This window comes from Gordonia sp. NPDC003422, from assembly GCF_053588675.1.
The window spans coordinates 400,248-415,254 of record NZ_JBSFQL010000001.1 but is presented as its reverse complement, the minus strand read 5'-3'; the positions used below and the strand labels follow the sequence as shown (position 1 = coordinate 415,254).

Sequence of the window (15,007 nt, the reverse complement as noted above, 5' to 3'; positions counted from 1 at the left end):
CACCGGCATCACCCCGTGGGCTGCGAGATCGACTGACCAACCGCAAGAAAGAACTGGCTCTAGCACCGACTGGACCGGTTATCGGGGACCTGCCAGTGGGAGAACCCTGAACCGAGGGAGGCTGAATACAGGACGGTTACCGTTCCATCGGTGTTTGACCCGTTCCTCACTGGTGCGAAGACTGCGGGGCTTTTCGCTGATCTCAGGCCGGGCGCCGATTCGTTGGCCAAGATGTTCGGCACGATGGTAGCTGACCAGTCCCGTTGGCTTTCAGCAGCCTATGAAGCTCGCACGCGCAGAGAATTACGAGGAGATCTGGGAAGACGCAGATCTCGTCGGACCCACGCCTGACGAAGTTGAGCAATACGAATTGGACGCGGTAGAGCTCGACGACTCCAGTATGCCCGAAGGTCCTGAACGGTAAGCCTTGCGAGATGGCCCAGTGTCGGGTTCGCAAGGTGCTACTGAGCGAGTGTATCTCCCACGGCTGTGGATGTGGACAATGTCGATTACCCACACATCTTCTGTCAAGGCATTTCGCATGGCTGATGCCTACTCTGACGAGTCGTGGAACGCCTACCCTGCAGGTTCATCGCGAAATGGCTGCTGCGAAGATCCACTTGTTGGCCTCTTGTCGTCACGTCGTTACCGAAAAATCACTGAACTCTGCGGACCCGGCCCATACTCGTATGGTTGGGTAACCAAACTTTCGAACCACTTGTATTCACCACAGTTGCACCGTCTACGGTCATCGTGTAGACGCCGTCCTCGCTGAACTGAACCGAGACTTGATGCCAACTCTTGTCGAGTTCACCTTTGTCAACACTCAGTTGTGTGTCTGCAGGATAGTTGGTCGTTCTGTAGCCGCCAAATCCGTAATCAAACTGAATTGCAATGCCGGTCAAAGTGGCTCCGAGGCCGTTGCCGCTTAGGGTTGCAAGACCGATTCCGAAACCTCCTGGAGTTCCTTCATAATGCGAAATACCGCGAACACGACCATCAATACGGGCGCTGCATACAGGCGAACCACTCACCATTGCTAGTCCGGACCATTTCGTGCTCCACGTTTCCGTAGTGTCGTTTGTATCGAGTGTCACTGACGATCCACTGTCGGCGAAAGTGGATTCGATACCACCGAAGGCGCGCCAGTCGGAGAAGTCTGTGCGAGCAGATGGCACTACAGAATTATCGGTACTTTCCAGTATTTCGTCGACGGCCCTCTGTGTCCGAAAGTACACGGCGGCCCACTATACGAGGCTGATCACCAGGACTACGGCGATCACGACACCCGATGCGGCGATAATTCCCAGGAGAACCTTGTTGCTGTCGTTCTTCTTCGGAGCGAGTGTCGGTGGACTGGGTCCCAGCGCGGGTGGGGGCGTCCACCGATGAGGTTCGTTCTGGGTTGGCTGGTTCTGCTCGGAGCTCATGACGATCGCTCTTCGTGAAGCGTCCTCGTTCGGTCTACTCGCATCCTTTGGGGATCGGGGTGGCGATATCCGCGGCGGCGGCGTTCTCCAACCGTCACCTCTTGGTGCGACTCGCGAGCGAACTCTCGTGCATCAATGCGCAAAACAGACTCTTGTAAGCCATCTCGGCAACGCTGCCTGCGGAAAGCCCGATACCGATCCTTACACTGGTTGATAGCGTGTCGCTGGATGGAAGCTATTGCCTGTTCGAAGCCTCGGTGCCCAAGTCGGTGCCCCTGCCGCGGGGCGTCTGCGGGCCGTTCCTGGTAGAGACCCATGGCGCGTCCTTTGTGCGAGTTCTAAGTCCCCCCACTTCGCATCTGATCCTCGCAGAATGCGCGAACTGCTGGTACTCCCGAGCTATGGATTGGTACGAACGACCGACGGTCACGCGAATCACTCCAACTGGAACAAGCTGCAATCGTCAGATTCCGATCCGCGGATTCGCGATGTTCTCTGCGATCATGTCACGCAATGGACGGGTCGGCGCTGCGGTCGATCGACTCGATGATCTCGACCAGCTTGGTGACCTTGTCCATCGCGAACACCTGCGTTGGTCCCTGTGGAGCGTTGTCGATGAAGGGGTGGTCGAAGAGTTGGTCGGCCGACATCGCACCGTTACGGGTCAGATGGTCGATGACCAGTCCGATGAAGTCGATCTGGTCGGCGCTCGCGTTGGTGTCGTTGATGAACTCGGCGAACGCTGCATTGACTGCCTGCTGATCCAGTCCGACGAGGGATCGGATGAAGCGGCCGAGCCCACGGGACTCGTCGATGGCCTGTCGAAGGTCGTCCTCGGAGCCTGCGCCGCTGTGGATCAGCAGCTGCTGTAGCGACTCGATGTCCGCTTCGGTCAACGGCTTTCCGGTGCGCAGTTTCTGCAGGGCGAGGTTGTCGGGCTGGCGTCGCAAATAGTCGCGGACCTTGGCGGTGAAGCGTTCCTTGTCGGTGCCGGTCGCCATGTGCGGCATGTCGACCTCCGCGACGTCACCGGTCAGCGTGTCCTGGAAGTCGGTGTACACGACCGGCTGTTTGGTCTTCTCCAAGAGTGCGACGAGGGACCGGAGCTGTTTTCGCGCGTCCTCCAACATCTCCGGGGTGACATCGACCCACCACTCGTCCGACGCCACCTCGCGCAAGAGCTCTTCCTTGGCCTTGATCTTCGGGATGGTGAGCTGATCGAGCAGTCCATCCGCGATTGCTCGGACTCGTTCCTCCTGCCGACTGAGTGTCGTCTCGTCGGCCTCGATGACGGCGAGTTGGCCGCGAAGCACGATGAGGTCGAAGCGTTTCGCCATCTCGTCGGTGTCGCGGATCGTGGTCGGGAGGTCGGCGAGGTTGTCGACGATGTCGCGAATCTTCTGCTCGGTCAGCGACTCCCACTCGTCGCGTTCGCGATAGGTTTCGACCTGTCGGCGCTTGGGCCGGACGACGAAGTTGTCGAGGTTCATGCCCGCGACATGAGTGTGTAGGACATCGGTGATGTCCTCGCGCAGTTCGGCATTCGTGTGGGAACGGCTCAATGCCCACACCACGTCGGTGCGTGCGGTGAACAGCTGCTCCGACAACGACGCCGCCAACCGGCCCTCGGCGGCGGCCGGGTGGGCGTTGAAGAACTCGATGTTGGCGCACAGATCGAAGATGAAGAAGTCGGTCTTGTGCTGCCCGGGTCCATAAAGGTCCGGACGCAGGCGAGTGCCGCGGCCGACCATCTGCCAGAACTTGGTCTTGGACCGAACCGGTTTGAAGAACACCAGATTCACCACATCGGGCACGTCGACGCCGGTGTCGAGCATGTCCACCGAGATCGCGATGTGCGGGTCGGCCTCCGGCTGCGAGAAGCGGTCGATCAGATCCTGCCCATGTGAGACCGCATGGGTGATCACTGCCGCGAACGCGCCGTTGTACTGCGGATAGGCGTGATCGAAGCGCGCGGCGATGAAATCGGCGTGCTTCTGGTTCTTGGCGAAGATGATGGTCTTGCCGAGGCGGTCGCCGCCCGCCACACGGTGGCCACGCGTCATCAGGACTTTCAGCGCCTGATCGACGGTGTCGGTGTTGAACAGCCACTTGTTGACCGCCTCCGACGACACCTCATCGGGATACTCGTCCTCGTCGAGTTCGTCGCCCCAGTCCTCAGTCTCCCAACGCTTCTTCTCCTCCTCGGACAGGTCGTCGTACTTGATTCCCTGCCGCGGGAACGCGAGTGGAACCGTCACCGCGCGCGGCGGGACGAGATACTTGTCCCTGATGGCCTCGTCGAGGCCGTAATCATCGGTGGGAACGCCGGTTTCGAGGTCGAACAGGCGGTAGGTGTTGTAGTCGACCTCATCCTTCGGGGTAGCGGTGAGTCCCAGCAGGAGCGAATCGAAGTACTCGAAGATGCGGCGATACTTCTGATACACCGACCGGTGGGCCTCATCGATGATGACCAGGTCGAAGTGGCCCGGACCGAATCGTCTGCGGCCGTCGTCGAGGTCGTTGATCAGACCCATCATCGTCGGATACGTCGACACGTAGACGCGGCCGTCCGTGTTCTTCTCGGTGAGCAGATTGACGGGGGAGGCGTCGGGGAGGAAGGTCTTGAACGCGTTGACTGCCTGTTTGACGAGGGCTTTCCGGTCGGCGAGAAACAGGATGCGTTTGGCCCAGTTGGCGCGCATCAGCATGTCCGACAACGCGATCACCGTGCGGGTCTTGCCCGATCCGGTGGCCATCACCAGTAGCGCTGCCCGCTGGCGGTCGTCTTCGAAGTGTGCTGCGACGCGTCGGATGGCGCGCTGCTGATACGGGCGTTCGACGATAGCCGCGGGGATCTCGGCGTCGGCCAGAACCTTTCGTGACGTGCGACGCTGGATGGCCAGGGCGAGTTCGTCGCCGGTGTAGAAGCCGGCGACCTCGCGTGGCGGATAGGTGAGGTCGTCCCAGAGCCAGGTGTCGAAGCCGTTGGTGTAGAAGATGATCGGTCGTTGGCCGTGCATCTGTTCCAGGCAGTCGGCGTAGAGCTTCGCTTGATGCTTGCCGATTGTCGCGTCCTTCGACGTCCGCTTGGCTTCGACCACCGCGAGTGGTAGCCCGTCCGTTCCCCACAGGACGTAGTCGGCGAATCCGTTCTTGCCCTCGGGCATTCCGGTGACGGGGTATTCACGTACATTCGCTTGGTCGACGTCCCAACCGGCTTCGCGGAGGAGGAGGTCGATGATGTCGGACCGGGTGCGTGCCTCGTCGTAGTCGTGGGTGTCCGGAGTCGCGGCGGCCTTCTTTGCTGCCGCAACCTCCGCTTGCAGCCTCGCGATCAGCTCGTCCTGGGTCTGTTTGGCGGCGTCGGCCGCCTTGAGCTTCTCGTCGCGCGCCATCAATTGCGCGGCCAGATCCGCGCGTTGTGCGGCGGCTTGTTCGAGTTCTGCGTCTTTGCGTTCGAGTTCGGCGTTCAGCTTCTGTAGCTGCGCCATGGTTTTCGCAACGGCAGCGCCGCCACCCGGCTTGGGTAGTCGGTCGCGGTCGAGTTGTTGCTGCGGTGACGGCCTGGACGAATCCTGGCTGGCGTACTCGCGCGCCAGCCACGACAACACGTGAAACAGTTCCTCCACGATGCGGATGCCCGACTCGCGGCCGATCGGCTTGTCCTCGTGCACCGCATGGTTTCCCGCGCGGCGAATCAGGTCGAGCTTGGTGCGCACCGGGGGCGGCACGATGGAGCTGAACTGTGCGTCGTGGATGCGTGCGGATAGGTCGTCGCGGTAGGGGACGGTGAGGTTGTTGACCGTGTACAGCCATTTGACCGTGGCCTCGATGGTGCGTCGGGCGTAGAAGCAGGTCGACCGTGCGTCGAACAGCGCGTCACGTTCAGCGCTTTTCGCCGACGCGTAGATCGCGGGCCATTCGCCCTGCAGGAAATCGAAGTTGCCGGCCACCATGCCTCCTTTCACACCGTCATTGGAGCTCGGTACGAGTGAGGATATCGAGCAGCTCCCGATTGATGAACAATCGATCGCGCCCGGCGCGTACATCTTCCAACAGGTCGGCTTCGGCGAGCGCGTTCAGCCATTTCGTAGCGGTGGGACGCGACACGCCGCAGCGTTCGACGACGGTCGAGATGCGGCAATAGGGCTGCTCGAACAGAACAGCCATCAGCTCGATGTCGACGCTACCGCGCATGGATTCCCGTGCTCGTTGCGCGTACGTGTCCTGGAGTTCGCGGATCGCGGCGATCTTGTAGAGCGTGGATTCGGAGGAAAGTTCCACCCCCCGGAGCATGTACAGAAGCCATTCTTCCCACGCTTGCTCGGCGGTGACTGCCAGGAGTAGCCGGTAGTAGTCGGCCTTGGTGGCGATGATGTAGCGCGACAGGTAGAGGATCGGCGACTTGAGCAGCCCGGACTGCCTCAGGTACAAGATGTTCAAGATGCGTCCGGTTCGGCCGTTACCGTCAGCGAATGGATGAATCGCCTCGAATTGATAGTGGGCGACCGCCATCCGGATCAGTGGATCGAGTCCGTCGTCGGTGTGGATGTAGGTCTCCCACTCGCGGAACTTTTGCGCGACGACGTCTTGTCCCTCGGGTGGGCTGTAGGTGACTGCACCGGTCACTGGGTGCGCCAGGCGCGTGCCGGGGAGATCCCGTACTCGCATGTCGTGGCCTTTGATGGTGCTGCACACCGTGATCGCCGTGGCCGAGGTGATCGGGCGACGCAGCGTTTCGTCAAAGCCCACGTGCAGGGCGGTCCGGTACCTCAGGGCTTCGCGCGTCGTCTAGTCTGCGCCGTCGTCATCGTCGAGGAACTTGAACAGATCGTCGGTGGTGGTGACGATGTTCTCGATCTCCGAACTCGCCTGCGCCTCGATCAGCGGAATCGTGTTGATCAGAACTTTGGGGTTCGGAATGGAGTTCGCTGCTTGGTCGAGTCGGGCCAGTGATCGGTTCGCGGCGATGGCAGCCTTGAGGACGGATGCGGTCTCCAGATCCGTGGATGCGGGTGGCGGCGGAAGCGCGTTGTACGGCTTCTCCGGATTCCACCTGGTCACGGGCTCAAGCCTGACACGCGGCGGTGCGGCATGTAAAGATTTCCGTGAATTCTTTACATGTCGACCGGGATGTGTAAACAGTCTTTGCACGTCGCCCGCGTTCCGCGGAACGCTGCTCACCGGGCACCGATGCGTTGTCGGGGCATCAGCCGACCGTCGTTGCATTCGACGACCACGGTCAGCACATAGAGCGGTGCGCTGACGCCGGGCTGCCAGAACTCCTCGTAGTGCCCGTTCACGGTGCGGAGTTGGGTGGGCAGCACCGACAGTTCATCGAGCAGCGAGCCGAAGATGCCTGCGACATCGTTGAGCTGATTCGGCATGACCGCTCCCTCGATGGTCCGGTTTGCCGGAGTGACGATGCTGTATCGCGTGGGCACGCCGCGGTGCGGCGCAGACATGAAGTCCGACGCAGACAAGGTGCGCAGCAGCGCGGTCTTCTCCTCGTCGGAGCCGTCGAGCACGTACGCCTTACCGCTGATCCGTAGGATCACGCCGGTGTTCTCGTCGGCGAAAGCCCAGAGGTTGAAGCACACCTCGGGGCCGTTGGGGTGGTTGTTCGTCTCCATGTGTATCCGTTCCCTTCTCTGGCAAGTGCAAAGCCGGAGAACGTAACAAGGGGGTACGACAGAGTGTTGACCGGTCCGACGACCATCGCCGGGGAAGCCCGATGATTAAGAACCCCACGAACAAGAGTCGAGATCTCAGCAAAGATGACTACGTGCTCACCGGTACAGAAGCCGCCTCAGCTCTCGACGACGACTTCCGCGAAGCCATTGAAGGACTCCCCGAGTATGTCCGAGACCTCGTCCACTACTGGCAGCGTGACGACCGCGCATACGAGGAACTGCAGAGGGCGATTCGTGACGAGAACTACGCGAACGATCATCCCGAAGCCGGTGAACGTGCCGACATTATGAACGCGGTCATACACGAGCATCGGCTTGGTCGGCCAGTTCGGGTGTACCGCGGGGTGAGGGACACACGAAAAGCGTTCGGTGTCGTGAACGCAAACCTCGCGGGACTTGTTGGCCTGGTGATCGACCAGGAGGGGCTGTTCGCGACGACCGTGTATCTGGAGGTGGCGATCTCCGAGTTCACTCGCCCGTCCCATGGAGGTGGCGCAGCAGTGCTGCGCCTGACTCTTTCGGCAGGTCAACCTGCGTTCTGGGTCGCTGGCGCCGGTGATCCATCGATGGCATACCAAGGTGAGCTGCTCCTGCCCGCATTCGTTCAGCTCCGGATAGAGTCGGTCGACTGTTCGGGGCCAGTCCCCGTCATCGTCGCCTCCGTGGTGCCCTGATCACGATGGCTTTTTGCCCGCTCGTTACAGGCGCGCAACTGCAGGTGGGCTATCGTGGTGTCGTGAGCGTAGCCGCCAGGTTGTGGGATGACGAGGGCTTCACAGTCCCCGGTAAACCGGCACGCTCACCGCAAGTCGCTGGCGTGCTGCTGGGACGACTTCACCTGACCCGAGCCCCTCACGCTGAGCAGGTCGACGGCATCCGCGAATGGCTCGAACACAATCACCCGTCGAAGAGCCTGATCCGCAGTCTCGAACGTAACGGATTCGGCGAGCTCGTCTAGGCCTCCGCGCGCTGACATCGCTAATCGTCCCGTGGTGGTGACCGCCTCGATATTCGCTGGCCTGCCGTAAGCCGCGGACCTCACCTAAACTCGACATCGCTCGATGACGTCTCCAACCAGTGAGCAACCGCCAAGTAACGGGAGGACGAATCATCGCCATGGCGAGAGGCAATGCCGAGGAACCCGACGTCCCTTCTCAAGCTCAACTCAATCGAGTCGAGCAGATCCTCGCTGACGGTGGTCGAATCGGCGAACAGTTGGCACCTCTCGAACGGGTCGAGGACCCGGCGGCGTTTCTGTACGACGAGGACGGCCTTCCGGGCTGACGGCCACATGGGTAGTCGCCAGACTGCTGGCTCAATCGAAAAAGTCCTCGTCAACCTCGACGACGGTGAACACGTCCCGGGTCTGCACGCCGATGCCGTACTTGATCATCAACGCCGCCAATCGTTCTCCGTCGATCAGAATGATTCGCGTGCTGACACCGTTGGCGTACTCGCGGGCGCCAGGCGAGAAAGAGCTCGTAGTGATGAAGATTCCGCGGGACGCACCCATGCCGTGCAGCGCCCCGACGAACGCCTGGATGTCTGGGCGGCCAACGGTATTGCCTTGGCCGTACCGTTTCGCCTGAACATAGATCTGGTCCAGACCAAGCGCATCCTGATCGATTACGCCGTCGACGCCGCCATCACCCGTCCCGCCGAGCCTGGTTGCTTTCTGCTCAGTACCGCCGTATCCCATGGCGACAAGGAGTTTGAGGACGGCAGTCTCCAAGAAGTCTGGCGTGTGCTCACGAAGGCGCTTGATGAGGTCCGTCTTGACCTCGTCATGAAGGCGCGCAACGCCCTCGTTGATCTGCTCAAGGGGCTCGACCGTCGACTCGTGAAGCACGGTCAGCCGGGGCCGATCGGTCGGGGTCGACGGGGTGTACGCCTGATAAGCAGGAATCAGTTTGAGATCCGCGTCGCTGATATCGCCTGGGTGCTTGTCCAGGAAGGTGATTCCGTCGTCGGTGACCTGATACGTCGCGCGGCGAGGGCGGTCGACCAGCTCGGCCCGTAGAAGGTCTGACAGCGCCCAACCGCACCGCCCCTCAGCCCGGTTGCCGCCGGAGGCAACCTGCTCGCTCAACTGCTCCGGCGTCAATTGCATGTGGGCGAGGACATCGGCCACAAGCTCGCGACGCGATCTGGTCTTGCGGTCTGACATGACCTCCAGGATCGGACGCAGGAAGCCTTGCCAGACAGGGAGATCCGAGATCCGGTCACTTTGGCTCACAGCTCGCCCCGGAAGGCGCGGGACTGGAGAGAGGCGAAGAGCGCGTTTAGAGTGCGCTCTGAATCTCTCAACGCCCCGCTTTGTATGTCGATCGCGGAATACTGGTCGGCATAGCGATTTTGTTCGGCAATGCTGATGATCGGCAGATTGACGTCCTCGATCGCTCGATACGAGATCGCCGGCTGGCCCGACTGGCTCGCCCGGGAATTCAGCTTGGCGCCTGCGATCGCTGCCTCGAGATAGATGGGATTCATTTCTTTCAACGGCTTGACGATCAGCGCATTGTCGGTGACCCACGCCGGACGGATGGTCCGATGGACTGCGCCGCAGTTCGCACCTACGCGACCAATCACAATCGTGCCTGCCGGAACGTTTGAGGTGTCGTGGTATCCATTGACGCCATTTCCGCCGTAAACTGGTACGTCGCCAGCCTTCATGCGCTTTGCTGGCAGGAAAGATCCGCTTGAGGTCTTGAAAAGCTCGGACACTCGCTGCTGCTTCACCACGCAACGATTGAGGGCCGCAGCGAAGATACTGCGCTTTAACGCGTCGGTCTGACGAATGCTCGCAGATCTAAGCCGAAGCACGCGTTCGGCGCGGTCGATGATGGCTGCGATGCGGCGTTGTTCGGGCACGGGAGGTAGAGGAATTCTGATCTGTGCCACATGCTCGGGCCGCGCGCGCATCAGCGAACCACCCACTCCGGCGACTGTTTGCATGAGCTTGGCATGGAACTCGTTTCCGACGAGTACATGCTTGAGATAACGCGGATCCAGCTTGGATGACCTAAAGACCATCCATTCACTGGAAGCAATTTGACGACTTGCGCCGACATCGCCAACAATCCACGACCTTCGAATGTGGGGGACGATTCGTGAGAGCAGCACATCGCCTGGTTGAACAATCTGCTTTGCAGACCCAATGGCTGCCCCCGCGAGTATCTCTGGCGCACCGCGATCGTAAGCGGGGATGCTAAACAGCTCGAAGGTCTCGTCGGGGTGTTTCCGCGGGTCGATCGATCCGCGGCGCCTGACCATCGATTCCCCGAGTGCTTCAGTTGGCCAGGTCATTCGGCACCGCCGGCAAGCATCTGGCGCAACTCGGCCAGACCCGATTGGATATCCAACTCCAGCTTGTCCAACTCGTCCAGAATCTCCTCCGGTGCACGGTGTTCCACTTCCTCGTGGACGATCTCCTTGTACCGGTTGAGAGACAGGTCGTAGTCCTGCTCCTCGATGGCGTTGCGCGGAACGCAGAACGACTGCTCGGTGCGTTCGCGTTTCAGCTCGGCAGCGTCGCGCTCGGCCCAGCGGGCAAGGACGTCGGGAAGGTTGTTCTTGGCGTGTTCGTCGTCGGCGAGGGTGGCGAGCGGACCGAGCTTCGCGGCGTCGAGCAGCGGAGTTCGCTTGTCGTCCAACGAGTATCCGTCGGATTGGACGTCGTAGAACCAGACGTTGTCAGTGCCGCCGGAGTTGGTCTTGGTGAAGAACAGGATTGCCGTCGAGACACCTGCGTAGGGTTTGAACACGCCGGACGGGAGTTTCACGACCGCGTCGAGCTTGTGGTCGTCGACCAGCATCTTGCGAAGTGTCTTGTGCGCCTTGGACGATCCGAACAGCACGCCGTCGGGCACGATGACAGCGGCACGGCCGCCGGGTTTCAACAAACGCACGAAAAGCGCGAGGAACAGCAGCTCGGTCTTCTTGGTCTTGACGATCTGCTGGAGATCCTTCGCGGTGTTCTCGTAGTCGAGGCTGCCGGCGAACGGGGGATTGGCCAGCACCAGCGAGTAGGCACCAGCGTCTCCGGTGTTGGCCTCTGCCAGCGAGTCACGGTAGCGGATGTCGGGTTGCTCGACTCCGTGCAGGAGCATGTTCATCGAGCCGATGCGCAGCATGGTGTTGTCGAAGTCGAAGCCGTGGAACATGTCGTAGTGAAAGTGCTTGGCGCCCTTGCCGGAGTTGATCTCGCGCGCGTGATGGTCGCGCATGTATTCGGTTGCGGCGACCAGGAAGCCGCAGGTGCCCGACGCCGGGTCGACAATAGTGTCGCCGGGCTCAGGGGCCATCATCTCGACCATCAGCTTGATGATGTGGCGCGGCGTGCGGAACTGGCCGTTCTGGCCCGAGCTGGCGATCTTGGCGAGCATGTACTCGTACACGTCGCCCTTGGTGTCGAGGTCGCGCATCTCGATCTTGTCGAGCAGGTCGACCACCTTGGTCAGCATCCCCGGGTTGGGGATCGACAGCCGCGCATCCTTCATGAAGTGCGCGTAGGTGGAGTCCTCGTCGCGCATGGTGCGGATGAACGGGAAGACCTGCTCGTCGACCGTGCGGAACATCTCCTCCGGCGCGTAGTTCTTGAACTCCGACCAGCTCAGTTCGGTGCGCTCGACGGGGAAGGGGTTGTCGGTGATCGGCTTCTTGGTGACGTTGGCGCGGCTGAGGGCGAGCTGCTGCTCGTCGTCGAGGCGACGGATGAACAGCAGGTAGGTGATCTGCTCCATCACCTCCAGCGGATTGGATATGCCACCCGACCAGAACGCGTCCCAGACGGCGTCGACCTTGCTCTTCTGCTCTCCCGTGATCACTCTCGTGCGCTCCCAAAGTCGTGATGAACCCGAACCGAACCCTATAGGCACCGAGCCCACGGACTCCGCGCGTGTGGATAGATTTGTCGGCCGACGATTCTTGTCGTACCCCTCTGCGATAGTGGACACATGTTCGAACCGGGGCGGGACGCCAGCGAGGCCACACTGGCCGACGCGGGTGAAACCGACCTGGCCACAGCAGCTTCCATCCGACGCCCGCGACCTGGGCGCGCCTTGATGGCGTTCCAGCACGGTCTTGTGGCATACAACACTCAGGTTATATAGTGTGTTGACGTGGGAGATCGTACTGCTCGATGATGTCGACGAGTGGTTTTGCAGGCTTGCCGAGGTGGACTCTGACACCGCCGAGGCTGTGACGGGTGCGATTGACTTGCTCGAGCAAGTCGGCCCGACGCTGGGTCGGCCGGCGGTTGACAAGGTGAAGGGCTCGCGACACCACAACATGAAGGAACTGAGGCCTGCGGGGACCAGTGTTCGCATTCTCTTCATCTTTGACCCCGATAGGCAAGCTGTGCTGCTCGTGGCGGGCGACAAGGTGGGACAGTGGCAAGCGTGGTACGACAGGAACATTCCGATAGCAGATGAGCGATACGAGGAATGGTTGGACAGCCAATAGAGGGAGGTGGACAGTATGGCGCGTAGTTGGCGCGAGGTGCGCTCGGAGTTGATCTCGAATGGTCTCGTTGACGCGCAAAGGGCGCATGACGCGACCAAAGATATGCACGAAGCTGTTCGCGCATATCGTTTGGCAGATGTCCGCAAGGCGTATGGCGCGCGACAGCGTGACGTGGCATACACGATGGGCGTAAGTCAGGCCCGTGTGTCCAAGTTGGAGAACGGCGACCTGCAACACACCGAGCTTGGAACCTTGGAGTCCTACGTCACTGCGCTTGGCGGGCGACTACGGGTTGTGGCTGACTTCGGCGATAACTCGGTGACCCTTTCCTCCTGACGAGCTTCCAAAGCTCCGCGTGGGTGCGCCACGGGTCAGCTTCCGTTGATCCTGGTCGCTGGTTCGCTCCAATGCTGTTGTCTTGCTAGCCCTTCTAGGCTTGTCGTCGCTGCGCTCCTCGCGCCTCGGGGAGCGGACGAGGCAATCAAGACGGCGTCGACCTTGCTCTTCTGCTCTCCCGTGATCACTCTCGTGCGCTCCCAAAGTCGTGATGAACCCGAACCAAACTGTATAGGCACCCAGCCCACAGACTCCGCGCGTGTGGATAGATTTGTCGGCCGAGAAATCTTGTCGTACCCCTCTGCGATAGTGGACACATGTTCGAACCGGGGCGGGACACCAGCGAGGCCACACTGGCCGACGCGGGTGAAACCGACCTGGCCACAGCAGCTTCGGCATTCACCCGTATCGAGTTCGAGGTGATGGCCCGCAAAATCCTGGCCGCCTACCACCTAGGCCGCAAAGTGTTCGACCGCGTCCACGCCGCCGACTCCGATCGCTACCGCAAACGCATGCCCGACAAAGCCGCCCTGCGCGAAGTGGCGTTGCATTTCGCCGTGCCACCGGCCACCGCCGGACGGTGGATGACGCTGGGCGCTCTGTTGCAAGACCTCCCACAAGTACGGGCAGCGTTCCTGGCCGGGGACCTGTCCGAATCGCGGGCCTCGCTCGTGGCGCATGCGGTGTGCGGCGTGGATGCCGATCAACGCGGTGCGGCCGAAGAAGCCGCCCTCATCCTGGCCGCGGATGCGTCGACGAATGCGGTGCTGTCGGACAAACTCGATGAACTGATCATCGCGCTCGACCCCTTGGCGGCGGCAGAAGTCCGCGAGGAGTTCGCCGAACGCTACCAAGACGTCCGATTCGGCAAAGCCCCCTATGGACAGGTGTCGGTGTCGGCCACCCTCGGACTCGGCGATGCCCGCTACCTGCAATCCCGGATCACCGGGCTGATCAACCACTTCCTCTGCTCTGAGGACCCGCGCCTGCCCGGCCAACAACGCGCGGATGCGCTGGTCGCCATCACCCGCGGTCGCACCGAGTTGGAGTGCCAGTGCGGGTCAGACACCTGCGGCGCCCGCGCGAACCAGACACCGGACCCCGAACCAGAACCCGAACCGGACCCGGCTGACGACGCAGACGCAGACTCAGATGTCGATGCCGAGGTGGCGCCGACACCGGACGCTGCACCCGCGAAACCCTCCACGGCGCTGGTGCCGACCAAGGCTGCCGTCGTGGTGGTCACCGACGCGCCCACACTCGCCGGCCTGACCGGACAGATGGTGCCCTTCGTGCCCGGCTACGGCGTCATCGACCCCGCTCACGCCCGTGCACTCGCCGAGGATGCCACCTGGACCGGCATGTACCGCGAAAGCCAACGGTTCATGCATCGCAGCGACCCCACCGACCCCGACCCCGACGGGCGCATCACGATGCTGCGCGCCGGACGGTCGCGGAAGGCCGGCCGCATCCACGTACCCGCCCACCTCGGCGGCAACTCACAGACCGGCTCGGCGCTGGTCCGGGTGCTCTCCCGCCCACCCAACCCCACCCCGATCGACCCCACCGGACACGGTGGGCTGCATGTACCCCCGGTCGGGGCGTTGGACTACGAACCAACAGACGCACAGCGGCGCGCCATCGCGCTGACCGATCACCACTGCCGCGGACCCTACTGCGGACGACCCGTGGAACAGTGCCAACTCGACCACGTCACGCCCTACAACCATGCCCACCCCACCGACGGCGGCTGGACCATCACCGACGACCTCATCCCGCTCTGCATCCCCTGCCACCAGTTCAAACACCTCGAGATCTGGATACCCACCCTCGCCGAAGGACGCGCGGTCATCTGGCGACACGCAGCGAGCGGGAGGACGATCATCACCTGGCCGTAGCTTTCGGTAGTGCCAATACTGTTGGGATGCTTGCCCTTCGAGGTCCTCGGCTAGCGCCTCGGGCACCCTTCGAGACGCTCGCAAGCTCGCTCCTCAGGGCGGCGCCTCAGGGAGCGAAGGAAGGCTCCTCGCTAGCTGCAAGCGCTCCACCTCAGTGTTGCGGCCACCGGGTGGCGTCGTGATCAGG

The 15,007-nt window shown here is 61.8% G+C and carries 14 protein-coding genes; 6 read left to right on the top strand and 8 right to left on the bottom strand.

What is annotated here, in order from left to right; genetic code table 11:
* Positions 1–656: 656 nt before the first annotated feature.
* The 5 genes from ACWDTF_RS01760 to ACWDTF_RS01740 form a co-directional block, all read right to left on the bottom strand.
* Positions 657–1,178 (bottom strand): hypothetical protein, encoded by a 522-nt coding sequence (locus ACWDTF_RS01760; RefSeq protein ID WP_449753882.1) that lies wholly within the window; start codon positions 1,176–1,178, stop codon positions 657–659.
* 758 nt (positions 1,179–1,936) lie between these two features.
* Positions 1,937–5,383 carry a DEAD/DEAH box helicase family protein gene (locus ACWDTF_RS01755; protein ID WP_449753881.1) on the bottom strand — a complete coding sequence of 1,149 codons (3,447 nt, stop codon included), beginning with the start codon at positions 5,381–5,383 and terminating at the stop codon, positions 1,937–1,939.
* Positions 5,384–5,402: 19 nt separating this feature from the next.
* Positions 5,403–6,182 (bottom strand): Fic family protein, encoded by a 780-nt coding sequence (locus tag ACWDTF_RS01750; RefSeq protein WP_449753880.1) that lies wholly within the window; start codon positions 6,180–6,182, stop codon positions 5,403–5,405.
* A gap of 39 nt (positions 6,183–6,221) precedes the next feature.
* Complete coding sequence (locus ACWDTF_RS01745; protein ID WP_449753879.1) at positions 6,222–6,494, bottom strand: Fic/DOC family N-terminal domain-containing protein; 273 nt, start codon at positions 6,492–6,494, stop codon at positions 6,222–6,224.
* A 116-nt stretch (positions 6,495–6,610) separates the two neighbouring features.
* On the bottom strand, positions 6,611–7,063 hold the full coding sequence (locus ACWDTF_RS01740; protein WP_449753878.1) for a hypothetical protein: 453 nt from the start codon (positions 7,061–7,063) through the stop codon (positions 6,611–6,613).
* A 101-nt stretch (positions 7,064–7,164) separates the two neighbouring features.
* Between ACWDTF_RS01740 and ACWDTF_RS01735 the strand changes: the two genes are divergently transcribed.
* From ACWDTF_RS01735 to ACWDTF_RS01725, 3 genes are all read left to right on the top strand, one after another.
* Positions 7,165–7,797, top strand: a complete 633-nt coding sequence (locus ACWDTF_RS01735; RefSeq protein ID WP_449753877.1) for a hypothetical protein — start codon at positions 7,165–7,167, stop codon at positions 7,795–7,797.
* Between the two features lie 62 nt (positions 7,798–7,859).
* Positions 7,860–8,081: a hypothetical protein gene (locus ACWDTF_RS01730; protein ID WP_449753876.1), complete on the top strand. Its 222-nt coding sequence runs from the start codon at positions 7,860–7,862 to the stop codon at positions 8,079–8,081.
* 158 nt (positions 8,082–8,239) lie between these two features.
* Positions 8,240–8,407, top strand: coding sequence for a hypothetical protein (locus tag ACWDTF_RS01725; RefSeq protein ID WP_449753875.1), 168 nt, complete (start codon positions 8,240–8,242; stop codon positions 8,405–8,407).
* Positions 8,408–8,438: 31 nt separating this feature from the next.
* Here ACWDTF_RS01725 and ACWDTF_RS01720 read toward each other — a convergent pair whose 3' ends face one another.
* The 3 genes from ACWDTF_RS01720 to ACWDTF_RS01710 are packed head-to-tail and all read right to left on the bottom strand — an operon-like array spanning position 8,439 to position 11,949.
* A complete protein-coding gene (locus ACWDTF_RS01720) occupies positions 8,439–9,359 on the bottom strand; it encodes a restriction endonuclease (protein ID WP_449753874.1) in 921 nt (306 codons plus the stop codon).
* A complete protein-coding gene (locus ACWDTF_RS01715; protein ID WP_449753873.1) occupies positions 9,356–10,429 on the bottom strand; it encodes a restriction endonuclease subunit S in 1,074 nt (357 codons plus the stop codon). Before ACWDTF_RS01715 ends, ACWDTF_RS01720 begins: the two co-directional genes overlap by 4 nt.
* On the bottom strand, positions 10,426–11,949 hold the full coding sequence (locus ACWDTF_RS01710; RefSeq protein WP_449753872.1) for a type I restriction-modification system subunit M: 1,524 nt from the start codon (positions 11,947–11,949) through the stop codon (positions 10,426–10,428). Before ACWDTF_RS01710 ends, ACWDTF_RS01715 begins: the two co-directional genes overlap by 4 nt.
* Before the next feature lie 289 nt (positions 11,950–12,238).
* Between ACWDTF_RS01710 and ACWDTF_RS01705 the strand changes: the two genes are divergently transcribed.
* From ACWDTF_RS01705 to ACWDTF_RS01695, 3 genes are all read left to right on the top strand, one after another.
* Positions 12,239–12,586, top strand: a complete 348-nt coding sequence (locus tag ACWDTF_RS01705; RefSeq protein ID WP_449753891.1) for a type II toxin-antitoxin system RelE/ParE family toxin — start codon at positions 12,239–12,241, stop codon at positions 12,584–12,586.
* A 15-nt stretch (positions 12,587–12,601) separates the two neighbouring features.
* Positions 12,602–12,922, top strand: a complete 321-nt coding sequence (locus ACWDTF_RS01700; RefSeq protein ID WP_449753871.1) for an XRE family transcriptional regulator — start codon at positions 12,602–12,604, stop codon at positions 12,920–12,922.
* 317 nt (positions 12,923–13,239) lie between these two features.
* On the top strand, positions 13,240–14,820 hold the full coding sequence (locus ACWDTF_RS01695) for an HNH endonuclease (RefSeq protein ID WP_449753870.1): 1,581 nt from the start codon (positions 13,240–13,242) through the stop codon (positions 14,818–14,820).
* Positions 14,821–15,007 lie beyond the last annotated feature (187 nt).